General features: G+C 71.0%; 24 protein-coding genes. 12 read left to right on the plus strand and 12 right to left on the minus strand.

Annotated features, from left to right (window positions below):
• The first annotated feature begins 85 nt into the window (after positions 1–85).
• Genes JYK18_RS35490 through JYK18_RS35500 form a run of 3 tightly spaced genes read left to right on the plus strand, consistent with a single transcriptional unit; the run spans position 86 to position 3,559 of the window.
• The gene (locus JYK18_RS35490; protein WP_206807756.1) at positions 86–1,120 is read left to right on the plus strand and encodes an aromatic ring-hydroxylating dioxygenase subunit alpha; all 1,035 of its coding nucleotides are present in this window, start codon (positions 86–88) and stop codon (positions 1,118–1,120) included.
• Complete coding sequence (locus JYK18_RS35495; protein WP_242582413.1) at positions 1,117–2,199, plus strand: PDR/VanB family oxidoreductase; 1,083 nt, start codon at positions 1,117–1,119, stop codon at positions 2,197–2,199. Before JYK18_RS35490 ends, JYK18_RS35495 begins: the two co-directional genes overlap by 4 nt.
• A gap of 25 nt (positions 2,200–2,224) precedes the next feature.
• On the plus strand, positions 2,225–3,559 hold the full coding sequence (locus tag JYK18_RS35500) for an MFS transporter (protein ID WP_206807757.1): 1,335 nt from the start codon (positions 2,225–2,227) through the stop codon (positions 3,557–3,559).
• A 110-nt stretch (positions 3,560–3,669) separates the two neighbouring features.
• On the opposite strand, the gene JYK18_RS35505 is transcribed toward JYK18_RS35500, so the two are convergent.
• From JYK18_RS35505 to JYK18_RS35515, 3 genes are read right to left on the minus strand one after another with little or no spacing between them, the layout of a single operon-like run.
• On the minus strand, positions 3,670–4,854 hold the full coding sequence (locus JYK18_RS35505; protein ID WP_206807758.1) for an amidohydrolase: 1,185 nt from the start codon (positions 4,852–4,854) through the stop codon (positions 3,670–3,672).
• Positions 4,851–5,498 (minus strand): response regulator transcription factor, encoded by a 648-nt coding sequence (locus JYK18_RS35510; RefSeq protein WP_206807759.1) that lies wholly within the window; start codon positions 5,496–5,498, stop codon positions 4,851–4,853. The genes JYK18_RS35505 and JYK18_RS35510 overlap by 4 nt, the downstream gene beginning before the upstream one ends.
• Positions 5,495–6,673: a sensor histidine kinase gene (locus tag JYK18_RS35515; protein WP_206807760.1), complete on the minus strand. Its 1,179-nt coding sequence runs from the start codon at positions 6,671–6,673 to the stop codon at positions 5,495–5,497. Before JYK18_RS35515 ends, JYK18_RS35510 begins: the two co-directional genes overlap by 4 nt.
• 193 nt (positions 6,674–6,866) lie before the next feature.
• Here JYK18_RS35515 and JYK18_RS35520 point away from each other — a divergent pair, with 193 nt between their 5' ends.
• Positions 6,867–7,409: a heme-binding protein gene (locus JYK18_RS35520; RefSeq protein ID WP_206807761.1), complete on the plus strand. Its 543-nt coding sequence runs from the start codon at positions 6,867–6,869 to the stop codon at positions 7,407–7,409.
• A 206-nt stretch (positions 7,410–7,615) separates the two neighbouring features.
• Positions 7,616–8,239 carry an ankyrin repeat domain-containing protein gene (locus JYK18_RS35525; protein ID WP_206807762.1) on the plus strand — a complete coding sequence of 208 codons (624 nt, stop codon included), beginning with the start codon at positions 7,616–7,618 and terminating at the stop codon, positions 8,237–8,239.
• Here JYK18_RS35525 and JYK18_RS35530 read toward each other — a convergent pair whose 3' ends face one another.
• From JYK18_RS35530 to JYK18_RS35550, 5 genes are read right to left on the minus strand one after another with little or no spacing between them, the layout of a single operon-like run.
• The gene (locus JYK18_RS35530; protein ID WP_206807763.1) at positions 8,240–8,725 is read right to left on the minus strand and encodes a hypothetical protein; all 486 of its coding nucleotides are present in this window, start codon (positions 8,723–8,725) and stop codon (positions 8,240–8,242) included.
• On the minus strand, positions 8,722–11,046 hold the full coding sequence (locus JYK18_RS35535) for a molybdopterin oxidoreductase family protein (protein ID WP_206808316.1): 2,325 nt from the start codon (positions 11,044–11,046) through the stop codon (positions 8,722–8,724). Before JYK18_RS35535 ends, JYK18_RS35530 begins: the two co-directional genes overlap by 4 nt.
• Before the next feature lie 60 nt (positions 11,047–11,106).
• A complete protein-coding gene (gene katG, locus JYK18_RS35540) occupies positions 11,107–13,371 on the minus strand; it encodes a catalase/peroxidase HPI (protein ID WP_206807764.1) in 2,265 nt (754 codons plus the stop codon).
• A 24-nt stretch (positions 13,372–13,395) separates the two neighbouring features.
• Positions 13,396–13,818, minus strand: a complete 423-nt coding sequence (locus tag JYK18_RS35545) for a Fur family transcriptional regulator (protein ID WP_206807765.1) — start codon at positions 13,816–13,818, stop codon at positions 13,396–13,398.
• Positions 13,819–13,857: 39 nt separating this feature from the next.
• A complete protein-coding gene (locus JYK18_RS35550) occupies positions 13,858–14,370 on the minus strand; it encodes a TetR/AcrR family transcriptional regulator (RefSeq protein ID WP_206807766.1) in 513 nt (170 codons plus the stop codon).
• Between the two features lie 52 nt (positions 14,371–14,422).
• Here JYK18_RS35550 and JYK18_RS35555 point away from each other — a divergent pair, with 52 nt between their 5' ends.
• A complete protein-coding gene (locus JYK18_RS35555; RefSeq protein ID WP_206807767.1) occupies positions 14,423–14,773 on the plus strand; it encodes a VOC family protein in 351 nt (116 codons plus the stop codon).
• 3 nt (positions 14,774–14,776) lie between these two features.
• Here JYK18_RS35555 and JYK18_RS35560 read toward each other — a convergent pair whose 3' ends face one another.
• Positions 14,777–15,946: an LLM class flavin-dependent oxidoreductase gene (locus JYK18_RS35560; RefSeq protein WP_206807768.1), complete on the minus strand. Its 1,170-nt coding sequence runs from the start codon at positions 15,944–15,946 to the stop codon at positions 14,777–14,779.
• Positions 15,947–16,033: 87 nt separating this feature from the next.
• Positions 16,034–16,609, minus strand: a complete 576-nt coding sequence (locus JYK18_RS35565) for a DUF4232 domain-containing protein (protein WP_206807769.1) — start codon at positions 16,607–16,609, stop codon at positions 16,034–16,036.
• Between the two features lie 114 nt (positions 16,610–16,723).
• On the opposite strand from JYK18_RS35565, the gene JYK18_RS35570 reads away from it, so the two are divergent.
• The 3 genes from JYK18_RS35570 to JYK18_RS35580 all read left to right on the plus strand — a co-directional run bounded on the left by JYK18_RS35570 (position 16,724) and on the right by JYK18_RS35580 (position 19,699).
• A complete protein-coding gene (locus JYK18_RS35570) occupies positions 16,724–17,290 on the plus strand; it encodes a hypothetical protein (protein WP_206807770.1) in 567 nt (188 codons plus the stop codon).
• A 36-nt stretch (positions 17,291–17,326) separates the two neighbouring features.
• Positions 17,327–18,661 carry a ferric reductase-like transmembrane domain-containing protein gene (locus tag JYK18_RS35575; RefSeq protein WP_206807771.1) on the plus strand — a complete coding sequence of 445 codons (1,335 nt, stop codon included), beginning with the start codon at positions 17,327–17,329 and terminating at the stop codon, positions 18,659–18,661.
• A 153-nt stretch (positions 18,662–18,814) separates the two neighbouring features.
• Positions 18,815–19,699, plus strand: coding sequence for a glycoside hydrolase family 19 protein (locus JYK18_RS35580; protein ID WP_206807772.1), 885 nt, complete (start codon positions 18,815–18,817; stop codon positions 19,697–19,699).
• 59 nt (positions 19,700–19,758) lie between these two features.
• Here the strand turns inward: JYK18_RS35580 and JYK18_RS35585 are convergent, their stop codons facing one another.
• Complete coding sequence (locus tag JYK18_RS35585; RefSeq protein WP_206807773.1) at positions 19,759–20,514, minus strand: helix-turn-helix transcriptional regulator; 756 nt, start codon at positions 20,512–20,514, stop codon at positions 19,759–19,761.
• A 54-nt stretch (positions 20,515–20,568) separates the two neighbouring features.
• Here JYK18_RS35585 and JYK18_RS35590 point away from each other — a divergent pair, with 54 nt between their 5' ends.
• From JYK18_RS35590 to JYK18_RS35600, 3 genes are all read left to right on the plus strand, one after another.
• Positions 20,569–21,768, plus strand: a complete 1,200-nt coding sequence (locus JYK18_RS35590) for an MFS transporter (RefSeq protein ID WP_206807774.1) — start codon at positions 20,569–20,571, stop codon at positions 21,766–21,768.
• Between the two features lie 34 nt (positions 21,769–21,802).
• Entirely contained in the window at positions 21,803–22,708 is a 906-nt protein-coding gene (locus tag JYK18_RS35595; RefSeq protein ID WP_206807775.1) for a VCBS repeat-containing protein, read from the plus strand.
• A gap of 113 nt (positions 22,709–22,821) precedes the next feature.
• Positions 22,822–23,088: a GlsB/YeaQ/YmgE family stress response membrane protein gene (locus JYK18_RS35600; protein ID WP_206807776.1), complete on the plus strand. Its 267-nt coding sequence runs from the start codon at positions 22,822–22,824 to the stop codon at positions 23,086–23,088.
• A gap of 5 nt (positions 23,089–23,093) precedes the next feature.
• Here JYK18_RS35600 and JYK18_RS35605 read toward each other — a convergent pair whose 3' ends face one another.
• On the minus strand, positions 23,094–24,440 hold the full coding sequence (locus tag JYK18_RS35605; protein ID WP_242583785.1) for an MFS transporter: 1,347 nt from the start codon (positions 24,438–24,440) through the stop codon (positions 23,094–23,096).
• Positions 24,441–24,755 lie beyond the last annotated feature (315 nt).

The raw sequence follows: 24,755 nt of genomic DNA on the forward strand, positions 1-24,755 counted from the left end.
TCTTCCATCTTTCGGAAACGCTGTTCGGCCGGTCCGGTCGTTCCCGCCAGGCTGGCCACCGGCCTCAACGACGAGGGGACAGCGCATGACCAGCATTCCGCGGGACCAGTGGTACGTCGCCGCCTACAGCGCCGAGATCGAGCCGGAACTGTTCTCCCGCACCATCTGCGGTGAGCCCGTCCTGTTCTGGCGGACCCGCTCCGGGGCGATCACCGCGATGCCGGACCGCTGCGTGCACCGGCGGTTCCCGCTCTCGCAAGCACCGTCCCGGCTCGTGGACGACCAGGTCGTCTGCGGTTACCACGGGTTCACCTACGGCGCCGACGGCAAGTGCGTCTTCGTGCCGGGCCAGCACCGCGTGCCGCGCACCGCCCGGCTGCGGCCGTACCCGGTGGCCGAGCAGGACTCCCTGGTCTGGATCTTCATCGGCGACCCGGCCAACGCGGACCCCGCCCGCATCCCGCGCGTGCCCTACCTCGACTCCCCCGGCCACACCACGGTCCGCGGCATGGAACCGCTGAAGGCGCGGTACTCCCTGCTGGTCGACAACCTGCTCGACCTGTCGCACGAGACGTACCTGCACGGCGGTTACATCGGCACACCGGAGGTCGCGGCAACCCCGATCACCACCGAGGTCGACGAGGACGCGGGCATCATCTACGTCTCGCGCCAGATGGACGACGCCGAATGCCCGCCGTTCTACGCGAAGTCGACCGGCCTCCAGGGCCGGATCGCGCGCTGGCAGGACATCGAGTACACGCCGCCGTGCCTGTACAAACTGCACAGCCGCATCGCCCCGGCGGGTTCGGTACCCCGGCCCGACGGGAGCGACCCGGACGCCTTCCACGTCGAGGTCGTGTACGCGATCACCCCGGAGACCGAGCACTCCACCCACGACTTCTGGGCCGTCGCCCGCGACTTCGCGCTGGACGACGACGGGGTGTCGGCCTTCCTCGCCGAGAACAACCGGACCGTGGTCCTGCAGGACGTGGAAGCGCTCGACGTGCTGGAGCGGGTGATCGCCACCGAACCGGCGGGGTACCAGGAACTGTCGATCAACATCGACACCGGCGGGCTCGCGGCCCGGCGGATGCTCCAGCGCATGGCGGCACCGGCATGACGGCCGGGCCGATGCTGACCGGCGACCGCGTGCACCGCATCCACTGGGTGCTCGGCACGGACCGGTTGCGCGCGGTCTGCCACTGTTCCGCGGAACGCGAGTTCGACGATCCCGTGGAGCTGTGGGAGTGGCTGCTCGCGCATCCGGAGCACGATTCGGTCCTTGTGGTGGAGCGCAAGGAGAAGCTCGCCGAGGGCGTTGTCCGGTTGACCCTGCGCTCGCCGGACGGTCAGCCCCTTCCGGCGTGGGAACCGGGGGCGCACCTGGATCTCGTGCTGGAGTCCGGGCTCGTCCGCCAGTACTCCCTGTGCGGCGACCCGGACGACTCCTCGGTGCTGCAGGTCGCCGTGCTCCGGGAACCGGACGGACGCGGGGGTTCGCAGTACGTTCACGACGTTCTCGGCGAAGGCGACCGGGTGCGGATTCGGGGGCCGCGCAACCACTTTCCGTTGGTGGAAGCCAAGCGGTACCTGTTCATCGCGGGCGGAATCGGCATCACACCGATCCTGCCGATGATCGCGCGCGTCGCCGAGACCGGGCGGGACTGGCGCCTTGTTTATGGCGGCCGAACGCGCGCTTCCATGGCGTTCGTGGATGAACTCGAGTCGTGGTATCCCGAGCAGGTTGATGTCGTGCCGCAGGATGAGCGCGGGTTGCTCGACCTTCCGGTCCTGTTGGGCGGTGCCGAGGAGGAGACCGCGATCTACTGTTGTGGTCCCGAATCTTTGCTCGAAGCCGTCGAAGCGCAGTGTGTGAAGCCGCCGCACGTCGAGCGGTTCGCGCCGAAGCCGGGACTCGCGGACGGTCCCCGTGAGGGCTTCGAAGTCGAGCTGGCACGGACCGGCGCCGTGCTCGGGGTTCCGGCCGGCCGCTCCATCCTTGAGGTGGTCGAGGAGGCCGGGGTGCCCGTACTGTCCTCGTGTCAGGAAGGCACGTGCGGGACCTGCGAAACCCCGGTGCTGTCCGGCGAGCCGGAGCACCGCGACTCGGTGCTCACCGGCGAGGAGCGGCAGGCCGGGGACACGATGATGATCTGCGTTTCCCGCGCGTGCTCACCGCGGCTGGTCCTCGATCTCTGATCCCTCCGGAAAAAGGAGTGCTGGCATGGATGATCCGGCCACCACCACGCGTTCGCTCAGGGAACTGCTCGACGGCTCACCCATGACGCGCTTCCAGTGGGGCGCGGTCGCGGTGTGCGTGCTGCTCAACACGCTCGACGGTTTCGACGTCGTCGTGATGGCGTTCACCGGCAAGTCCGTGTCGGCCTACTGGGGGCTCAGCGGCGCCCAGCTGGGGGCGCTGTTGTCGGCGGGGCTGATCGGCATGGGCGTCGGCTCGATGTTCATCGCTCCGTGGGCGGACAGGTTCGGGCGGCGGCCGATCGTGCTGGGGTGCCTGGCGATCGCCGGGGCCGGGATGGTGCTGTCCGCGGCCAGTCAGTCCGCGCTGCAACTCGGGGCACTCCGGGCGGTGACCGGGCTCGGCATCGGCGGCATTCTCGCGACGAGCAACGTCATCTCGGCCGAGTACGCCTCCGCGCGCTGGCGGGGACTGGCGGTCAGCCTGAACTCGACCGGTTACGCGCTGGGTGCCACGCTCGGCGGGTTGCTCACCGCGGTGCTGATCGGCGGGTTCGGGTGGCGGTCGGTGTTCCTCGTCGGGGGCGTCGCCACGTTGCTGTCGATTCCGCTGGTGTGGTGGCGGCTTCCCGAGTCGCTGGACTTCCTGCTGGTCCGCCGTCCGAAGGGGGCGCTCGAACGGGTCAACACGATGTTGGGCCGGATGGGGCACAGCCCGCTCACCTCGTTGCCCGCGCGGCCCGACGCGCCGAAGGGCGTGGGGTACCGCGAACTGCTCACCGCCCGGTTGCGGCGCAACACGCTGCTGTTGTGGGTGGCGTTCTTCGGCATCATGGCCGGGTTCTACTTCGTGACGAGCTGGACGCCGACGCTCCTGGTCGAAGCGGGCCTGTCCGCGACGGCGGGCATCACCGGCGGCACGCTGCTCAACGTCGGCGGCATGTTCGGCGCGGCGCTGCTGGGCCTGCTCGCCGCGCGGTTCGCGCTGCGGCAGGTGCTGGTCGGGTACCTGGTGGTGGCGGCGGTGCTGCTGGCGGTGTTCATCGCGTCGATCTCGTCGCTGGCGCTGGCGTTCACGGTGGCCGCGTTGATCGGGGTGGTGGTCAACGGCTGCGTCGCCGGGTTGTACGCGCTCACCCCGACGATCTACGAGCCCGCGATCCGGACTACTGGGGTGGGGACGGGGTTGGCCATCGGGCGGGCGGGGGCGGTTTTGGCGCCGAGCATCGCTGGGGCGTTGCTGGATTCGGGGTGGACCGCGGAGCGGTTGTATGTGGTGAATGGTGGGGTTTTTGTGGTGACCGCTGTTTTGCTGCTGCTGGTTCGGAGTGGGCGGGCGGGGGCCACCCCGGTGTTTTAGTGTGACTACGGCTGTGAACTGGGGATGGGGAGGGTGGGTTGGCTGCCGGTTTGTTGCAGTGAATGTGGCTTTCACTGCGGATTTTGCAGTGAAAGCCACATTCACTGCAGCTAGTTTGTCAGGGTGCCGTGGCGGGCGACGATGGTGCCGGATTTGACGACCAGGGTGCGGGGTGGGCGGGTGGCGACTGCTTCGGCGGGGACGCGGGCGTCCACAATGCACAGATCGGCGAAGCAGCCTTCTGCCAGGCCGTAGTCGGCCAGGCCCAGTGCGCGGGCACCGCCGTGGGTGGCGGCGTCCAGGGCCAGTTCGATGTCCTCGTCCCGGCGGAAGCCGCAGCCTTGGGCCAGGAACAGCGCCCGCTCCAGCATGTCCCCGGTGCCGTACGGCGACCACAGGTCCCGCACGCCGTCGTTGCCGCAGGCCAGGGTCGCGCCGGCGGCGACCATCGCGCGCAGCGGCGGCGCGGGCCTGGTCACCGGCGCCACGGTGGTCATGCTGATCCGCTGTTCGGCCATCGCCGCGATGATCCGCTCCTGTCGTTCCGCCGATATCCCGCCGCACAGGCCGAAACCGTGGCTGATGGTGACCTTGCCCGCCAGGCCGAGCACCCGGGTCCGCTCGATGATCAGGTCGAACTGCCAGGCCCCCAGCGGGCCCTCGTCATGGAGATGGATGTCCACCCCGCAGCCGTACCGCCCGGCGATGTCGAACACCGCGTCGAGCTGCCCGACCGGATCGTTGTCGATCCCGGCCGGGTCGAGGCCGCCGATGTTCTCCACGCCGGATCGCACCGCCTCCTCCAGCAGGGCCAGCGTTCCCGGCTTGCTCAGCAAACCCTCCTGCGGAAACGCCACCAGCTCGACGTCGATCCGGCCCTTGCGCCGCGCCAGTGCCTCCCGCACCGCCTCCACGCCACCGAGTCCGACACCGGGGTCGACGTCGACGTGGCTGCGCGCGTGGGTGGTGCCGTGCGCGATCATCGCGTCCAGCAGAGCGCCGATGTAGTCCGGCGACGGGATCCCCAGCTCACCGCGACGGCGCCGCTCGTTCGCGATCACCTCCGCCAGCCCGCCCGCCGCCGAGTGCGGCACCCACGGGCCACCCCACAGCGTTTTGTCCACGTGGCAGTGCGCGTCGACGAAACCGGGCAGCACCAGCGCGCCACCGCAGTCCTCGACCGTGCCCTCCGTGGTCAGGCCGTTGCCGATCCGGGCGATCCGCCCCGCGCTGATCAGGAGATCGGTGGCGGTGCCGTCGGGCAGCGTCACCGAGCGGAGCAGCAGGTCGTTCATCGTGGTGCCTCTCGCGAATCGATCCGGATGATCCGGCGCTCGGCGGCGACGGCGACCGCGGCCGCCCTGCTGTCCACGCCGAGCTTGCCGTAGATGTGGGTGAGGTGCGTTTTCACCGTCGCCTCGGAGATGAACAGCTTTCCGGCGATCTGCCGGTTGCTCAGCCCGTCGGCGAGCAGGCGGCAGATCTCGGTCTCCCGTGGCGACAGCTCGGGCACCGGGGCGCGCACCCGGCCGACGAGCCGGGCCGCCACCTGCGGCGCCAACGCGGTTTCGCTGCGTGCGGCCGCGCGGATGCCGCGGAACAGGTCCTCCGGCGGCCCGGCCTTGAGCAGATAACCCGTGGCACCGGCGGCCATCGCCCTGGTGACGTCCACTTCGGTGTCGTAAGTGGTCAGGACCAGCACCCGCGGCGCGTCCGGTGTGGCGGCGAGCCGTTTGGTGGCGTCCACGCCGTCCGGGCCGGCGCCGAGTTGGAGGTCCATCAGCACCACGTCCGGCCGTTCGGCCGCGGCGAACCGCACGGCTTCGTCGGCGCCCGCGCATTCGCCGATGACCGCCATGTCCGGTTCACCGGCCAGCAACGCGGCCAGCCCGGCGCGGACCACGGGGTGGTCGTCGACGATCAGGATGCGGATGGTCACCTGGCCTCCTCCACGGGTGCGGTGACCGCGAGCGCGGTGCCCTTCCCGGGCGCGCTCTCCACCACCAGCGAACCACCGAGCGCGGCGACCCGCTCGGCCATCATCCGCAGGCCGTACCCCCGTCCCGGGGCGGCGCGCACCGCGTCGGGGTCGAAGCCGGTGCCGTCGTCGCGGACGTCGAGCACGACCTCGTCGCCGAGGTAGGTCAGCGTCACCGCGGCCTCGGCCGCGCCCGCGTGCTCGGTCACGTTGGCCAGCGCGCCCTGGGCCACCCGCAGCAGACCGGCCTCCACTCGCGGGTCCAGCGCGTGGGGTGTGCCGCTGGTGGCGAACCGGACGACCGGGCCGCCCGCCGAGCCCGCCTGCTCGGCGAGTTCGGCCAGCGTCCCAGCGAGATCGGTGCCGTCGAGCCGGGGTGAGGAGAGGTCGCGGACGAACCGGCGTGCCTCGGCGAGGTTGTCCCCGGCGGCCTCGACCGCGCGGGTGACGTGCCCGCGGGCCACCTCCGGTTCCGCCGACCACGACCGCAACGCCGCCTGCAGCAGCATCCGCATGCTGGACAGGCCCTGCGCGAGCGTGTCGTGGATCTCCCTGGCCAGCCGCTCGCGTTCCTGCACCACCCCGGCCACGCGTTCGCTCTCCGCCAGGTCGTCGCGGGTGCGCAGCAGGTCGGCGGCGAGTTCCTGCTGTTCGGCCCTGGCGCGGTCGAGTTGCAGGAAGGTGACCGTGGCCATCAGCGCGACCGCGATCGGGGCGAGCACCAGGCCGAGGTCGAACCCGCTGGCGATGCGCAACTGGGCCAGGATCACCGCGACGGTGAGCAGCGCGACCATCACGATCACCACGCGCGGGCGCAGCAGTTGCAGGCAGACGAAGAACAGCGGGACCGCGCACCAGGCGAAGCTCGGCGCGGCCACCACCAACGCCAGCCAGACCGCGATCACCACCGCGAGCCAGGCCTGCCGCCATCGGCCAAGGCTCGTCCACAGCAGGACCCCGGCGGCGTAGACGACCGCGAGGCCGCCGGTGAGGCCGAGGATCAGCGGGGTGGCGCCGTGCAGTCCGTGCGCGCTGACGAACCGGGCCACCGACGCGGCGAGCAGGAGGAAGAAGCCGGCGTGCATGGCGGCGTTGAGCCGCGCGCTGCGCGCCCCGGCCGTCACCGCGACTGCCATCGGTCCGCTCCTTCCGCCTCGATCGACCCGGTGATCGTAAGCACGGGTCACCGGTGCCGCATCAATCGTCCGGATGATGCCGGGGTCGCCCGGACGACGCCGAAGCCCGCGACCCGCCCCCGATTCGCCGGTGCCCGTGAGCCGGGAAAGTGGTGGCAGAGCGGGAAAAACCCGCCGGACGAAGGGACATCCGATGAAGACCACCACCGCCCGCACCCGGCTCGCCCTCGGCATGACCGCCGGTGTGGCGACCGTCGCACTCGCCACCGGTTTCGGCGTGGCGCAGGCGCAGGGTGACCAGCAGGCGCCCCAGCCCGCCGCCGCGCAGAACGTGGTGCAGACCAGCACGCTCAGCATCGACGCGGCGATCCGGGCCGCGCAGGCCACCCTGGACGCCGCCGAGCAGAACGGGCAGCGGGTCACGGTCGCCGTGCTGGACCGCTCCGGCGCGGTGCGCGCCATGCTCAAGGGTGATGGCGCGGGTCCGCAGACGGAGGAGTCGGCCAAGCGGAAGGCCTTCACCGCGGTGTCGTTCGGGCAGCCGACGTCCGCGCTGGCCAAGAACGCGCAGGGCAACGGGCCGAGCGTGCGGGACATCCCGGGCACGCTGTTCCTCGCCGGTGGCGTGCCGGTCGTGGCCAACGGCGGCCCCATCGCCGCGATCGGCGTGGGCGGCGCACCGAGCGGTGACCTGGACGAGCAGTTCGCGAACGCGGGCCTGCGGGCGATTCGCTGATGATGGCCGGTCTCGGCGTGGTCGCCCGCGTGGACCACGGTAGCGGCGGTGGCGGAGGCGGTGGCAACACCGACGGCACGGATGGTCGCGACATCCGTGCCACCCGCGGCGGGCGGGGCATTGGCGGTGTCATCGCGCTGGTTTTGGCTCTTGTGCTCGGTGCCTGTTCTGGGCAGGCGCCGAGCACCCCACCCACTGGAGTTCCGATGGAGTCGAGTGAAAGGCAGGTCGCTCCGGTGCAGGCCGAGGAACTGCTGGCGGCGGCAGATCGTGGTGATGCGGGGGTGGTGCGCGCGGCCATCGCGGCAGGTACCGATCTGGAGGTCCGCGACTCGGCGGGCCGCACCCCGCTGCTGCGAGCGGTCACCTCCGACCGGGTCGAGGTCGCGTCCCTCCTGGTTGCGGCCGGCGCCGATCCGGATGCGCTGGATCAGCGCCACGACACCCCGTGGCTGGTCACCGGGGTCACCGGCAGCGTGGCGATGGCGCAGGCCCTGCTCCCCGCCAACCCGGACCTCACCATCACCAACCGGTTCGGCGGCACCTCGCTGATCCCGGCGTCCGAGCGCGGTCACGTCGAGTACGTCCGGCTGGCCTCCACCACCGGGATCGACGTGAACCACGTCAACAACCCGGGGTGGACGGCCCTGCTCGAGGCCATCATCCTCGGCGACGGCGGGCCCGCCTACCAGGAGATCGTGCGCATCCTGATCGACGCCGGGGCCGACGTGAACCTCGCCGACCACGAGGGCACCACCCCGCTCGCCCACGCCCGGGACAAGGGTCAGTCGGCCGTGGCGTCCATCCTCACCGCCGCCGGAGCCCGGTGATCAACCGGCGGCCAGCATCTGCGGCGACAGGGTCTTCAGCATCGCGTCGGACCACTTGAGCTGCCGCGACGTCTGCGGGTGACACCGCCCCGCCAGGTCGAGCAGGTCCCGGTCCTTCACCGCCTGCGCGCCCTGGCCCAGCAGTTCCCAGTCCAGCGAAACCCCAGCCGCACGCCGGTGCAGGCGCCGGAGGTCGGCGAGCAGCAGCAACCCGGGCTCCGCGCGCCGCCCGGTCAGTTCGCTGGCCTTCCGCCGCGCGGGGGCCAGCAGACCGGACGACCGCGGAGCCGCGGGCCGCAGCGTGAGGTCGTAGCGGTGGCCTGCCTCGGCGAGCTCGCGCACGTGCTCACGCGACCACCCCGCCAGATCCCTCGCCACGTGGTACACCTCGTGCTCCACGCGGTGGCGATCGGACAGTTCGTACAGGAAACGCGCGAGCGAGGTTTCCGACCGGTGCAGTTCCCGGATCACCAACCCGAGTTTCATCGCTCCTCCCCGGCTCGGGCGATCGCCGCCGCGGCGGTCTTGAAGATCGGCTGCTTCGACGCCGGGTCCCAGTCGGTCGGCGTCAGCTCGTTCGCCGCGCGGTGCGGATCGCCGTCGGTGTCCCAGTAGCCGTAGTGGAACGGCAGGAACAACACGCCGTCGCGGATCTCGCGGACCCGCACCCTGGCCCGCACCAATCCCCGCGCGGTGGTGATCTCCGCCAAGTCGCCCTCGCCGAGGCCGTGCGCACGGCTGTCCCGTTCGGACATCTCCACCCACACCTCCGGTTCCGCCTTCTGCAGTTCGGGTGCGCGGGCGGTCTTGGTGCGGGTGTGGAAGTGGTACAGCGTCCGCCCGGTGATCAGCGCGAACGGCCGTTCCGCGCTCGGCGGTTCGTGCGGGGTCAGGTACTCGGCGGGCCGGATCATCGCCTTGCCGTCCGGGTTCATCGCCCGGTATTCCCCCGGCTCCATCGGGGCCCCGGTGACCAGATCGCGGCCGTAGCTCTCGCAGTAGTCGGGATCGGCGAAGAACTTCCCGTCGGCGTAGAGCCGTTCCGTCCCTTTCGGACTGTCCTCGGTGCACGGCCATTGAATGCCGTTGGCAGAACGCAGCTTGGCGTAGGTGAGTCCACTGTAGTCACACGGACGCCCCGCACTGGCCGCCTTCCAGGCCTCGAACGCCGATTCGGCGTCGTGCCAGGACGGGAACGGGGCATCGTCGCGGTCGCGGAAGTCCATGCGGCGGGCGTAATCCAGGAAGATGTCGAGATCCGATTTCGCCTCGCCCGGTGGTTCGACCGCCTTGTCCGACAGGTGCACGGTGCGATCGGCGTTGGTGAACGTACCGGTCTTCTCGCCCCAGATCGCCGCGGGCAGCACCACGTCCGCCAGCTCGGTGGTCTCGGTGCGGAAAGCGTCCTGCACCACGAGGAACAGCCGGTCCTGGGAGAGGATCGACCGCACCCGCGCCAGTTCGGGCAGGGACACCGCCGGATTCGTGGCGCTGACCCACAGGAAGCGCAGCGTGCCGTTCTCCGCGTACCGCAGCATCTGCATCAGGTGCGTCGGCGGGGCGTAGTGCGGGATCTGCAACGGATCCAGGTTCCACAGCCGCGCCAGCTCGGCCACGTGCTCGTCGTTGGCCCAGTTCCGGAACCCGGTCAGATCACCGTCGGCACCGCATTCACGGGTGTTCTCCGCGGTCGGCTGCCCGTTCATCTGCAGCACCCCGGCGCCGGGTTTGCCGAGCATGCCGCGGATCAGGTGCAGGTTGTTCACCTGCACCGCGGCGGCGGTGGCCTGGTGCGACTGGTAGAACCCCTGCAGCACGGTGGACAGCAACCGGGAGGCGCCGCCGAGGAGCCGGGCCGCTTCCCGGATGCGCTCCGGCGGCACCCCGCAGATGTCCGCGACCGCTTCGGGAGTGGCGTCGGCGACCTGCTTCACCAGCTCGTCGTAGCCGACCGTGTGCCGCTCCACGTACTCGTGGTCGACCCGGTCGTCCTGGATGATCTGGTGCAGCAACCCGTTCATCAGCGCCACGTTCGTGCCGGGCAACGGTGCCAAGTGGACGGTGGCCGCGCGGGCCACCGGCGTGGTGCGCGGGTCGACGCACAGCAGCGCGGGCGGGTTCGGCCCGGCGAGCCGGTCCAGCATCCGGCTCCACAGCACGCTCTGCGTCTCCGCGACGTTGTGCCCGAACAACGCGATGACGTCGGCGTGGTCGACGTCGGTGTACGAACCGGGTTGCCCGTCGCAGCCGAAGGACTCCTTCAGCGCGGCCGCCGCGGTCGCGGTGCACAGCCGGGTGTTGCCGTCCATGTGGTTCGTGCCGATCGCGCCGTGCCCGATGGCGGCGAGCGTGTAGTACTCCTCGGCGAACAGCTGTCCGCTGGTGTAGAAGCCCAGCGCGCTCGGGCCCTGCTCCCCCAGCAGCTGCCTGCTCCGGCGCACGACCCGCGCCATGGCCTCGTCCCAGCTGGCCTCGACCAGTTCGCCACCCTCGCGCACCAGCGGGGTCGTCAGCCGATCGGGTGATCCCCCGGCCTGCCAGCCGTAGAGGTCCTTCGGGTCGAGGCGGCCGTGGTTGACCCGGTCGTCCGCGCGGCCGCGCACCCCGGCCACCCGCCCGTCCTTGACCGCGATCTCCAGCCCGTCCCCGTTGGAGTGCAGTACCGCCGCCGAGGTCACCCACGCGTCGACGTCCTCGGCACGCAGGCCGTCGGCCAGGTGGCAGTCGACGCGCACCGGCCAGCTCTCCCCCGGGCCGTAGGGGGTGCGCTCACCCCACGGTTCGCTGATCGCGTCGCGGTCGGGCATGCCGCGCGCGTACCCGGCCCGATCACCGGTCAAACCCGGACCGGTGATCGGGCCACGGGATCACACCAGGTCGAACCGATCCAGTTCCATCACCTTGGTCCAGGCCGCGACGAAGTCGGCGGCGAACCGGTCGCGGGCGTCCTGGCTGGCGTAGACCTCGGCCAGCGCCCGCAGCTGCGAGTTGGAGCCGAAGACCAGGTCGACCGCGGTGGCGGTCCACTTCAGCTCGTCGGTGGCCGCGTCGCGGATCTCGTAGACGTGCTCCTCCTCCGAGCCCTTCCACCGGGTGCCCGGCGCGAGCAGGTTGACGAAGAAGTCGTTGCTGAGCACCCCGGGCCGGTCGGTGAGCACCCCGTGCGAGGTACCCCCGGCGCCGAGGGAACGCAGCCCGCCGAGCAGCACGGTCATCTCGGGCGCGGTCAGGTCGAGCATGTACGCGCGGTCGACCAGCAGCACCTCCGGCTGAAGCTTCTCGCCCTGGCGGAGGTAGTTGCGGAACCCGTCGGCACGCGGTTCGAGCACCGCGAACGACTCCACGTCGGTCTGCTCCTGGGTGGCGTCGGTGCGGCCGGGGTGGAACGGCACGGTCACGTCATACCCGCCGTCCCGCGCCGCCTTCTCCACCGCGGCCGAGCCCGCCAGCACGATCAGGTCGGCCAGCGAGATCTGCGCGCCGCCCGCGCCGTTGAACTCCCGCTGGATGCCTTCGAGGGTCTCCAGCACCGTCGCGAGCTGCTCGGGCTGGTTGACCTCCCAGCCGCGCTGCGGTTCGAGGCGGATTCGGGCCCCGTTGGCGCCACCGCGCTTGTCGGTGGAGCGGAAGCTCGCGGCCGACGCCCACGCGGTGGTGACGAGCTGTTCGATGGTCAGGCCGGAGTCGAGCACCTTCGCCTTGAGCGCGGCGATGTCGCTCTCGCCGACCAGCTCACCCTCGACCGCGGGCACCGGGTCCTGCCACAGCTGCGGTTCGGCCACCCACGGGCCGAGGAACCGGCTGACCGGGCCCATGTCGCGGTGCAGCAGCTTGTACCACGCCTTGGCGAAGGCGAGCGCGAACTCGTCCGGGTTCTCCAGGAACCGGCGCGAGATCTTCTCGTAGGTCGGGTCCACCCGCAGCGCCAGGTCCGTGGTGAGCATGGTCGGCTTGTGCTTCTTGGCCGGGTCGTGCGCGTCCGGCACGATCGCCTCGGCGTCCTTGGCGACGTACTGCTTCGCGCCACCGGGGCTGGTGGTCAGCTCCCACTCGTAGCCGAACAGGATCTCGAAGAAGCGGTTGCTCCACTGCGTCGGCACGTCGGTCCAGGTGACTTCCAGACCACTGGTGATCGTGTCGGCGCCGCTGCCGCTGCCGTGCGTGCTCAGCCAGCCGAGGCCCTGCGCCTCCAGCGGGGCGGCCTCGGGCTCCGCGCCGACGTGGTCGTCGGCCACGGCCGCGCCGTGGGTCTTGCCGAAGGTGTGACCGCCGGCGATCAGCGCCACGGTCTCCTCGTCGTTCATCGCCATCCGGCCGAAGGTCTCGCGGATGAAGTGGGCCGCGGCCGCCGGGTCCGCGTTGCCGCGCGGGCCTTCGGGGTTGACGTAGATCAGGCCCATCTCGGTGGCGCCGACGTCGGGCACCATCTCCGACTCGCTGACGTAGCGCTCGTCGCCCAGCCAGTCGTCCTCCGGGCCCCAGAAGATCTCCTCGGGCTCCCAGACGTCCTCACGGCCGAAGCCGAAGCCGAAGGTCTTGAAGCCCATCGACTCCAGCGCCACGTTGCCGGCGAGCACCAGCAGGTCGGCCCAGGAGATCGACTGGCCGTACTTCTGCTTGACCGGCCACAGCAGGCGGCGGGCCTTGTCCAGGTTGGCGTTGTCGGGCCAGCTGTTGAGCGGGGCGAAGCGCTGGGCGCCGTCCCCGGCACCGCCGCGGCCGTCGCCGATGCGGTAGGTGCCCGCGGCGTGCCAGCTCATCCGGATCATCAGGCCGCCGTAGTGGCCGAAGTCGGCAGGCCACCAGTCCTGCGAGGTGGTCAGCACCTCGGTGATGTCCCGCTTGAGCGCCTCGACGTCGAGCTTGGCGAACTCCTCGCGGTAGCTGAAGTCCTCCCGCAGCGGGTTGCCCTTGGCCGAGTGGGTGTGCAGCACGGACAGGTCGAGCTGGTTGGGCCACCAGTCCTGGTTCGTGCGCGGACGGCCACCCGTCTTCGAGGTCGGCGAGTCGATCGCCGGGTTCTCGCTCTCGCTGCCGTGGGAGGTCACCGAGTCGTGCGCGACGGGGCAGCCCGCCGCCGCTTTCTCATCCACGCCCTGCGCGCTGGCGGGGTCGTTCTGGGTGGAGCTCATCTGCTTCCTTCCGAAGTGGCGGTTTCATCGGGAACTGGCGGTCGCGCAGGCGGGGCAGGTGCCCCAGAACACGACCTCCGCCTCGTCGATCACGTACCCGTGGTCGGCCGAGGCGGTCAGACAGGGTGCGGGACCGACGGCGCAGTCGACGTCCGCGATCGCCCCGCAGGACCGGCACACCACGTGGTGGTGGTTGTCGCCGACGCGGGCCTCGTAGCGCGCGGTGGCCCCGGCGGGCTGGATGCGCCGCACCAGCCCGGCCTCGGTGAGCGCGCGCAGCACGTCGTAGACCGCTTGGTGGGAGACCGCGGGGTGCTCGGCCCGCACCAGCGCGATCACTTTCTCGGTGTCCACGTGCGGGTGGTCCTGCAGTGCCGCGAGCACCGCGAGCCGAGGCCGGGTCACGCGCAGCGAGACCGCCCGCAGCTGTGCCTCGAAATCCGACATCACCCGGAACCCTAAGACCGTTCTCTGGAACGGGTCAAATTATGCCGGGTCGAGCACGAACACCAGGGAAGCCCGCGCGGTCGCCGCGGGAGTGCCGGACGCGACCACCAGCAGCGCGGCCCGCCAGGCCGCGGCCAGCACGTCCGCGGCGGGTGCCTTGTGCTTGGTCAGCAACGGCCGCAGCGCGGCGGCGACCGGGTCCTCGCGCTCGACCGGGGACTGCTCGCCGAGGATCCGGCACACGGTGAACCGGACGGCGGCGTCGAAGGCGACCAGCAGCGCCGCCCGCACCGCCGGGTAGCCACGCCCACCGACCGCCTCGGCCGCCCCCTCCATCCGTTCGGTGATCCGCTTCTCCATCTCCTCGCGGACCGTCTGGTAGAGGCCGAGCTTCGAGCCGAAGTGGTGGTACAGCGCGCCGGTGGTGACGCTCGCCTTGCCCGCCACCTCCACCACGTTGACCGCCTCGTACCCGCTGAGTTCGAAGTGGTGGATGGCCGCCTCGATCAGCCGGGCCTTCGCCGAACCGGGGACCGGTACCCATTCGCGCATGCCCCCAGCATAACCGGTTGACGCCCCGCCGTAATCCATTTACGGTCACGCCATGAAACTGACGTTCCTGTACCAACCGGTGAAGGACCTCAAGCAGTCGGTCGCCTTCTACCGCGACACGCTCGGCTTCGAGGAGTCCTGGCGGGAGGGCGACCTGACGGTGGCGTTCAAGCTCCCCGGGTCGGAGGTCGAGCTGATGCTCGACGTGCCGCCGGACTCCGGGCCGCGGTGGGGCGCCGGCGGTTTCTACGCCGTCGACAGCGTGGACGACTTCCGGCGGGCGCACCCGGAACTCGACTGGCAGGGCGAGATCCCCATGCCGGGCGGCAAGGGCGCGACCTTCCTCGACCCGAACGGCACCCCGGTCCACCTGTTCGACCAGAGCGCCGCCGGCCCGGAGTAGCGGTCAGGCCAGCTCGGGGATCAGCTCGCCGATCAGCCGGATGCTCTTGAGCACCTGGTCGTGGGGAATGCCGCCGATCTGCTGCAGGCACATCATCCGGTCGATGCCGAGATCGGCGTAGGCGCGCAGTTTCCGGCGGCAGGTTTCCGGGCTGCCCACGATCAGCGAGTCCTGCGCGCTGAGCACGGTGAAGACCTCGTCGTCCGGTACGGCCTCGCCCTGCAGGATCCTGGCGATCAGCAGGTTCGCCTCGGTCGGTTCGTTCCGAGCCTCCTTGCGGAGGAACTCGCCGGTGAGGCCGCCGCCGTCGGGCGCGGCGGCGATCTCCTCCTGGCGCGCGTTGAGCCGGACGAACTCGCTGGCCGCTTCGAAGAAGGTCAGCGCGGTCACCGTGTACCAGGCGGCGGCCGCGGCGGCGCCGTTCCGCATCGCCTCCTCGTCGGTGTCCGCGCAGTGCACAAAGGTGAAGAAACCGACCTGGTTGTTGACGAACGAGCCGACCGGGTCCGTGCACTGCCCGGCCGCGGCCCGGTACAGCTCGACCAGCCTGCCCGCGCGTTCGAGCGACTCCCACATCGTCGTGCCCAGCACGCCGACCCCGCGGCGGCCCGCCTCCTCGAACGAGGGCGCGCTCGCCGCCGCCTGCCAGAGCGGCGGGTGCGGCCGCTGCACCGGTTTCGGCGCGATCGGCACGTCGTGGACGCGGTAGTGCTCGCTGTCCCAGGAGAACCGGTCCGTGGTCCACATCCGCGGCACCATCTCGAACGCCTCCTGCGTCTGGGCCCGGGCGTCCTCGGGCTCGATGCCGAACAGGCGCCATTCCGGGATGGTCGACCGGGTCAGGCCGAGCTCGACCCGGCCGCCGCTGAGGTGGTCGAGCGTCGCGGCGCGCTCGGCGACGCGGATCGGGTGGTTGAACCGCCCCGGCGCGAGCACCGCGGCGTGCCCGAGCCGGATCCGGCTGGTGCGCTGCGACAACGCCGCCAGCATCAGTTCGGGTGCCGAGGACAGGCTGAACTCCCCAGCGCCGTGGTGCTCGACCTGCCACCAGCAGCCGTACCCGAGTTCGTCGGCGAGGACCGCTTGTTCGAGAGCCTGGCTGAACCTGAGTGCCTCGTGCCCGTCCGGCCAGGGCCGGGGGTGCTGGATCTCGTTGAACAAGTCGATCTTCATCCGCGGCCTCCGTCTGCTCGGCTCACCGAGTGATCCGTCAGCTTCCGCGACCACCGCGTTACACAAGTCGCACGTTCGGCGCAGCGGTCACCCCCGCACCGCCCAGGCGTTCACCGCCAGCCGTCCGGTGTTGCCGAGGTCGATGCCACCGGCCGGGGTGACGAGCTGGGGTGGTTCCCCGGCGGCCGCGGCGATCTCCAGGTACTGGCCGTTCGTGGCGGGCACCGTCGAGTCGGTCACCGTGTTGCGCCACAGCACCCGCGCGGTCACCTGCTCGCCGGGGCGCACGGTCACCGGCTGGGGCGGGGCGTCGTAGCTGTCCGGCGCGCTCACCGGGGCCGATCCGTTGCCGATCGTGACGTCGAGCGGCTGCTGGCTGGCGTCCAGCACGCGCACCACCGGGTAGCCGTTCGCGGTGTAGTCGCCGGTGCCGCAGTTGGTCAGCAGGATCCCGAGCGCCCGCAGTCCCATCGCGCCGTCGACCTCGCCGGCGGTGAGCTTGATCCCGGGCGCCGGGCACGTGGTGTCGGGGCTGCTGGTCGTCGACGGCGCGGGAAGGGTCGTCACCGGCTCGGGGCCGGAACACGCGGCGAGCACCGCCGTCGCACCGAGCACGGTGCTCAGCCCGCGGATGGTCCGACGCCGGAAGAAAGCTGAATTCACCGATCGAGCTTTCCACGCCCACCGCCGGGATGATCAGCCGACTCCCCCGCGGGCGGGAGGAAGACCGGTCGCCGGGGTGATCTCGTGCCGCCGTCCACAAGCGAGGGTGGGCACATGATCCTCCACCGGCCCCCGGCCGTGAACGACACCGCACGGCCGGTCCCCCGCTGGGCCTCGCGCCTGGCCCACGCGCTCCCCCTGCTCCTGCTGCCGTCGTGCCTGTGGCGCCTGCCTTTCGCGCTGCACTTCGAAATGGGGCAGGTCGGCCAGCCCGCCATGCCGCCCCACTGGATCAGCGTGCCCTACGTGCTCACCCTCAGCGTGCTCACCGAACTGGTCGCGCTCCTGACGCTCGGCCTGGTGCGCGGCTGGGGCGAGGTGGCGCCCTCCTGGATTCCACTCATCGGCGGCAAACCCGTCCGCCCGCTCGCCGCGGCACTCCCGGCTCTCCTCGGCGGACTCGCCCTCACCGCGTTCTTCAGCAGCATCCCGCTCGGCGGCGACCGGCATCTGACCGTGCACGGAATAGTCGAATCGGTCGGTTATTCCGCCACCGCATGGGAAATCCTGGCTATTGTGTGCGTCGCGCCGACCGCCGCCTGGGGGCCGATCACCATCGTGCTGGCCCTCGCCTACTGGCGCCGAAGGCATTCCGAAACCGCCCGGGCCGGTACATACTGACCCCCCTGTTCGGGCACACGGCGAAAAGGAGCGGCAGTGGCGACGAGCACACAGGTGCGGCGAGGCTCGTTGTCGCCGGTGGTCCAGGCACGGCTGGCGTTGTGGGCGTTCCTCGTGGTCAACCTGGTGATCATCGAGTACCTGTTCTTCACCGCGGGCCAGGGCAAGAACGAGATCCTCACTGTGGCCAAGTTCTTCGGCCTGCACGCCGCGCTGCTGCTGATCTGCCAGCTGCTCCTGGTGGCCAGGTTGCCGTGGCTCGACCGGCGGATCGGCATGGACCGGTTGACCGTGTGGCACCGGTGGCTCGGCTTCACCATGTTCTGGACCGTGCTCACCCACGCCACCCTCGTCGTGCTCGGCTTCGCGGCGCTCGACGAAGTTTCGGCGGGCAAGACGTTCCTGGCGCTGGCCGGGGTCCCGGCCTCGCTGCTGGGCATGCTGGCCGCGGCGATCGTCGTGCTGACCGCGGCCGTGTCGATGCGGTACGCGCGGCGCAGGCTGCGGTACGAGGTCTGGCACGGGCTGCACATGCTGTTGTACCTGGCCCTGACGCTGGCGTTCGTCCACCAGCTGCTGGAGACCACGACGTTCTGGTCGTCCGTGTTCGGCATGGTCTACTGGTGGGCGCTGTGGTTGCTGGCCCTCGGCGCGCTGATCACCGGGCGGATCGTGCTGCCGATCTGGCGCAACGCCTACCACCGGTTCCGGGTGGCCGCGGTGGTGCCCGAAGCCCACGACGTGGTGTCGGTGCACATCACCGGGCGTCACCTGGACAAGCTGCCCGCCCAGCCCGGCCAGTTCTCCATCTGGCGGTTCCCCGGGCACCGGCACTGGTGGCTGGCCAACCCGTTCTCGTTGTCGGCGGCGCCCAACGGCCGCTCGCTGCGCCTGACCGCGAAGGCGGTCGGCAGCGGCAGCGCCGGGCTTCGCCAGCTGACGGCCGGGGCGCGGGTGTTCATGGAAGGCCCGTACGGCGCGTTCACCGCCCGGCACCGGACGCGCCACGGCGTCCTGCTGATCGCCGGCGGGGTGGGCATCACGCCGATCCGCGCCCTGCTCGAAGCCGACCCGACCGGCGACGTCGTGGTGCTCTACCGGGTACGCGACGAACGTGAAGCCGTGCTGCTGCACGAGGTCCGGCAGCTGGTGGAGGTCCGGAGAGGACGGCTGCACCTGCTCACCGGCCGGACCGGCCAGGGCGCGCGGCCGTTCGACCCGATCGCACTGCACCGGCTGGTCCCCGACATCGCCGAGCGCGACGTCTACGTCTGCGGCCCGCCCGCGATGACCGCCGCGGTGGAGAAATCCCTGCGTGCGCTGAACGTTCCGGGTGGCCAGGTGCACGCGGAGAAGTTCAGCATGGCCTGAGACTAGGCCGTCCGGCTGTTGCCGCAGGGCCGAACAGGCAGTTCCTTCGCCTTCCCGGTTGGGTTTTCGCGTGCATTGGTCTATACCTTGGCAGATACCGCAAAGGTATAGACCATTCTCCCGCTGAAGTCCCCCCGTTCGAAGGAGCCGGTCATGTTTCTCAGACGGATGCTCGCGGCGGTCGCCGCCACCTTCGCCGCCACCACGGTCGCCGTGGTGGTCCCGGCCCCGGCCGCCGTCGCGGCGGCGTGCGTGACCCCGTGGAACGCGAGCGCGGTCTACTGGGGCGGCGACACCGCCTCGTACAACGGCCGCAACTGGTCCGCCAAGTGGTGGACGCAGAACGAGGCCCCCGGCATCGCGCAGGTGTGGGCCGACCAGGGCGCCTGCGGCGGCTCGACCAACCCGCCGGACCCGTCCGGCTTCGTGGTCAGCCAGGCCCAGTTCGACCAGATGTTCCCGAGCCGGAACCCCTTCTACACCTACAACGGCCTGGTCACCGCGCTCAGCGCGTACCCGGCCTTCGCCAAGACCGGCAGCGACACCGTCAAGAAGCAGGAAGCGGCCGCCTTCCTGGCCAACGTCAGCCACGAGACCGGCGGCCTGGTCCACATCGTCGAGCAGAACCAGGCCAACTACCCGCACTACTGCGACACCAGCCAGTCCTACGGCTGCCCGGCGGGCAACGCCGCCTACTACGGCCGTGGCCCGATCCAGCTGAGCTGGAACTTCAACTACAAGGCCGCGGGTGACGCGCTGGGCCTGCCGCTGCTGACCAACCCGTGGCTGGTCCAGAACGACGCGGCGGTCGCCTGGAAGACCGCCATCTGGTACTGGATGACCCAGAACGGCCCCGGCACGATGACCCCGCACAACGCCATGGTCAACAGCCGCGGCTTCGGGGAGACCATTCGCAGCATCAACGGCAGCATCGAGTGCAACGGCGGCAACCCCGCCCAGGTGCAGAGCCGGGTGACCAAGTACCAGCAGTTCACCGGCATTCTCGGCGTGGCCCCCGGCGGCAACCTCTACTGCTGACCCACGCTCCGAATCCGGCCCCGCACTGCCCACGACGCGGTGCGGGGCCTTTCGGAAAGCTAGTTCTCCACGAGTTGCTTCCGGCGCGTTCCGGGCGTGTGCCCGAAGGCGCGCCGGAAGACGTCGATGAACGCGCTGGTGGAAGACCAGCCGCAGGCGTGGGCCACGGTGGTCACCGGCGTGTCCCCGGCCAGCAGCACGAGCGCGCGGTGGAGCCGCAGCTGGGTGCGCCACTGCGGGAAGGTCATCCCGAGATCGGCCTTGAACAACCGCGTCAGGGTGCGCTCACTCGCGCCGACGCACGCACCGAGTGCGGCCAGCGTGCGGTTGTCGGCGGGGTCGGCGTGCAGGAGCGCGCACAGCTCACGCAGGCGGGGATCGGTGGGAGTGGGCAGGTGCAGCGGCTGCTGGGGTGAGGCCCGGAGCTGGTCGAGCAGGACCGCGCGCAACCGCCGCCGTTCCCCCGAATCGTCGTGCGGCGGCCGGGTGTAGGCGAGGATCAGCTCCCGGAGCAACGGCCCGACGGCCAGCACGGTGGGCTCGGCCAGGCCCAGCGGGTTGTCGGTGGCGGGCAGTCCGACCAGGTGCAGTTCGAGTTCCCCGTGTGCCTGGTGGGCGTGCACCGTGCCCGCGGGCACCCAGATCGCCCGCGTGGCCGGGGCGACCCACGAACCCCGGTCGGTCGTGATGGCCAGCACGCCGCGGGCGGCGTAGACGATCTGGTGGTCGTCGTGGCGGTGCGCGTCGATGCCGGCACCCGCGGCCAGCGGCTGCATCCGGGTGGTCGCGACCGGCATGTGGCGGATTTCCGTCATAGGGTGGCATTTTATCGGAAGTGCGACACTGGTCCGGGCGGCGAGCATGATCCCGTGGCACGGAACAAGTCGATCATCCTGTTGTCGGTCGGGCACGCCTGTGTGGACGTCTACCAGGGCTCGGTGGCCGCGCTGGTGCCGTTCTTCGTGGCCGAGCGCGCCTACGGGTACGCGGCGGCGTCGGGCATCGTGCTCGCGGCCTCGCTGTTGTCCTCCGTGGCGCAACCGCTGTTCGGCGCGCTCACCGACCGGTGGGCGATGCCGTGGCTGCTGCCGGTGAGCACCTTTCTCGGCGGCCTGGGCATCGCGCTCAGCGGGATCAGCGGTTCGTACGCGCTGACGCTGGTCTTCGTCGCGATCTCCGGGATCGGCGTCGCGGCCTACCACCCGGAGTCGGCCAGGATCGCGCGGATCGCCAGCGGGGGCAGCAACACCGCGATGGGCTGGTTCTCCCTGGGCGGCAACCTCGGCTTCGCCGTCGCGCCGCTGATGGTCACCGCAGTCGTGGCGACCGGCGGGCTGCGCCTGTCCCCGCTGCTGGTGGTGCCCGCGCTCGCCGGGAGCGCGCTGTGCCTGCCCGTCCTCCGGGCACTGCACCGGGGCGCGCGCACGGCCGCGTCCACGAAGGACTCCGCCGGGACCGACGACAAGGTCTCGTTCGGGAAGCTGTCCGTAGTGGTGGTCTGTCGCTCGATCGTGTTCGTCGGGCTGGGCACGTTCATCTCGCTCTACGCCCAGCAGCGGGTCTCCGGCGGGGTCGCGGCGGGCAGCGCCGCGTTGTTCCTGCTCTACCTCGGCGGAGCGGTGGGCACGATCCTCGGGAGCAGGCTGGCCGACCGCTGGGACCGGGTGGCCGTGGTGCGCTGGTCGTACCTGGGCACCCTCGGCGCCCTGGCGGGGGTCGTGTTCGTGCCCGGGCCGCTGTTCTACGTGTTCGTCCTGCTGACCTCGGCCGGTCTCTACGTCCCGTTCTCCCTGCAGGTCACCCTCGCCCAGGACTACCTGCCCACGCGGGTCGGCACGGCCAGCGGGGTCACCCTCGGGCTCACCGTCAGCATCGGCGGCCTCGCCAGCCCGCTGATCGGCACGCTGGCCGACCACACCTCGCTGCGGACGGCCCTCGTTCCCCTGATCGTGTTGCCCGCGCTGGCCTGGCTGGTGGCCCGCACCCTTCCCGAGCCCGTGGTCGCCCCGCTGTCAACCCCCCAGATCTTGGTATTACCGCGCTCCCCCGCACCCGGCGATCCTCGGTGACGTTCGGATCACCAGTGATCAGGGGGTTCACACCATGTCGGTGCACAAGATCGGGACCGCGCTGGCGGCGACCGCGGCGGCGCTCGCGTTCTCCGCCGCGCCCGCCCAGGCCGCGGCGGGCAACGCGGATCTGCTGTGGCACAACGCGAAGACCGGTGAGGTGGGCGCCTGGCTCACCGACGGGCACGGCACCGTGCTCGGGGAGAACAGACTCTCCTGGCCGTGCGGGCCCGAGTGTTCGGCCCAGTGGCGCGTGGTCGGCGGCGGTGACTTCAACAACGACTTCACCTCCGACGTACTGTGGCACAACGCCACCACGGGCGAGCTGTCCGCGTGGATCCTGGACGGCAAGGGCACGGTCACCTCGGCGCTGAGCCTGGACTGGAAGTGCGGCCCGGAGTGCGCCGGCCAGTGGAAGGCGGTGGCCATCGGCGACTTCAACGCCGACAACAAGTCGGACATCGTCTGGCACAACGCGTCCACCGGCGAGGTGGGCACGTGGCTGCTCGACGGCAAGGGCCACGTGACCGGCAATCCCAACCTCTCGTGGCCGTGCGGACCCGAGTGCGCCGGGCAGTGGAAGGTCGTCGGAGCCGGTGACCTCAACGAGGACCACCTCGACGACCTGTTGTGGCACAACGCCACCACCGGTGAGGTGTCCGCGTGGCTGACCGACGGCAAGCAGACGGTGACCGGTGCGCTGAAGCTGTCGTGGCAGTGCGGGCCGGACTGCGCCAACCAGTGGAAGATCGTCGCCGTCAACGACTTCACCAACGACTTCAAGAACGACGTGGTGTGGCACAACGCCACGTCCGGTGAGGTCGCGGTGTGGACGCTGGACGGCAACGGCGGCGTGACCGGCGACCCGCGGCTGTCCTGGGCGTGCGGCCCTGGCTGCGCGAACGACTGGAAGGCCGTGGCCACCGGCAACTTCGGCTGACGCCGGGGGCGCTCACTCCCCCGGAACCACCCGATCGGAACCGCCCCGTTCCGCGCCGGAACGGGGCGGTTCCCGTAGCGTGATCGACGGCCCTTCGACCGTGAGGTGACGCGATGGTGTGGACGTTTCTCGGCTGGCTCCTCTTCGGACTGATCGCCGGCTTCATCGCCAGGGCGCTGGTGCCGGGCCGGGACGACATCGGCCTGCCCCGCACCATCGTGCTCGGCATCGTCGGCTCGATCGTCGGCGGTTTCCTGTTCGGCCTGCTGACCGTGGGCTTCCGCGGGTTCCAGCCGGCGGGCTGGATCGGCTCGGTCATCGGCGCGGTCATCGTGCTGGTGATCTACAACAAGGTGACCGGGCGCAAGACCCGCGCCTGACCGTCTCAGGCGGACACCGGCACGCCGCCCGGCCAGCGCCGGTGGCGGCCGTCGATGGTGAACGCGTGCGCGTGCCGCCAGCCACCGTCGGCGGTGCGCACCGCGTCGGCGATGTGGTCGTCGTCGGCGGGCACGTCGTAGTGGACGTGGGTGAGCACCTCGGGGTCCCGCCGCGGCCACAGCACCACCGCCGCGATCGTGCCTCCGGCCGTGAGCACGCCGAGCGCGGCCCAGCCCGCCGTGAAGCCGAACGCGGTCACGCCCCAGCCCGCGATCGGGTAGCTGAGCAGCCAGCACGCGTGCGAGAGCGAGAACTGCGCGGCGAAGATCGCCGGACGGTCGGCCTCGGCGGTGGACCGCCGCAGCACCCGGCCCACCGGGGTGAGCACCAGGCCCGCGCCCGCCCCCAGCAGCGCCCAGACCGCCAGTGCGGCCGCCCATCCACCGTCCACAAGCGACAGACCGAGGGCGCCGGCCAGCCCGGCGCACAACGCGAGCGCGCCGGTGGTCATCACAGTGCGCTCGGCCAGCCGGTCGAGCACCCTCGGTAGCGCCAGTGCCACCACGATCGTGCCCACGCCGTTGGCCGCGAGCAGGAGCGCGACCTCCGCGTCGGCGAACCCGAGCACGTCGTGGACGTAGTTCACGGTGTTGACCATGACCACCGCACCGGCACCCGCCACCGCCAGGTCCAGTGCCAGCACCGCGCGCAACCGGGGCGTGGCAAGGAAAATCCGGGCGCCCGCGGCGACGCGGTCCAGCACCGCCGTGCGCGCGGTCGGCTTCGCGCGGGGAACGCGGGTGGTCAGCACCAGCAGTGCCGAGGCGAGGAATCCGGCGGTGGTCCCGCTGAACAGCCAGTGGAAGCTCATCACGCTCAGCAACGCCGCCGCGAGCACCGGACTCAGCAGTGTTTCCATGCTCGACGCCAGCGAGGAGGCCGAAAGCGCCCGTGTGTACTGCTTCTCGTCGGGCAGGATGTCGGGCAGCACGGCCTGGAAGGTCGGCGTGAACGCGGCGGAAGCCGACTGCAGCACGAAGATCAGCAGGTAGACCTGCCAGATCTCGGTGACGAACGGCAGTGCCAGCACCACCGCTGCCCGCACCACGTCCAGCACGGCGAGGAATCCGCGCCGCGGCAGGCGATCGGCGTAGGCACCCGCGAGCGGCGCGATCACCACGTAGGCCAGCATCTTGATCACCAGCGCCGTGCCGAGCACCGCGCCGGCCCGCTCGCCCGCCAGGTCGTAGGCCAGCAGGGCCAGCGCCACCGTGGCCAGCCCGGTGCCGAACAACGCCACCACCTGCGCGGCGAACAAATGCCGATAATCCCGGCCGGCGAACAAGGACAGCCCCACGCCCACACCTCCGCACCGAACGCACCCGGACTCTCGGCACCGTAACACACATATGAAGAGGTCTTCATTCGTTCCCGCTTGAGGCATGCGTGGTCGAGCGCCAGGCCGACTACAGGGTCGGCTCGTGCGACCGGGCTCCGCACGGCAGACAGGCGCGTCCGCACGGCAGACAGGCGCGTCCGCACCGCGGGCCGCGGTCAGGCCGAGCGGACCCGCGGACCCGGGCCACCGGCCACCGCGGCGGCCTCGCGCACGGCGGCGTGACCGAAGCCGGTGGTCATCCGATCGTGATCACCGGCCCAGTACGGT

This window comes from Amycolatopsis sp. 195334CR (assembly GCF_017309385.1).
In the GTDB taxonomy this organism is placed as follows: domain Bacteria; phylum Actinomycetota; class Actinomycetes; order Mycobacteriales; family Pseudonocardiaceae; genus Amycolatopsis.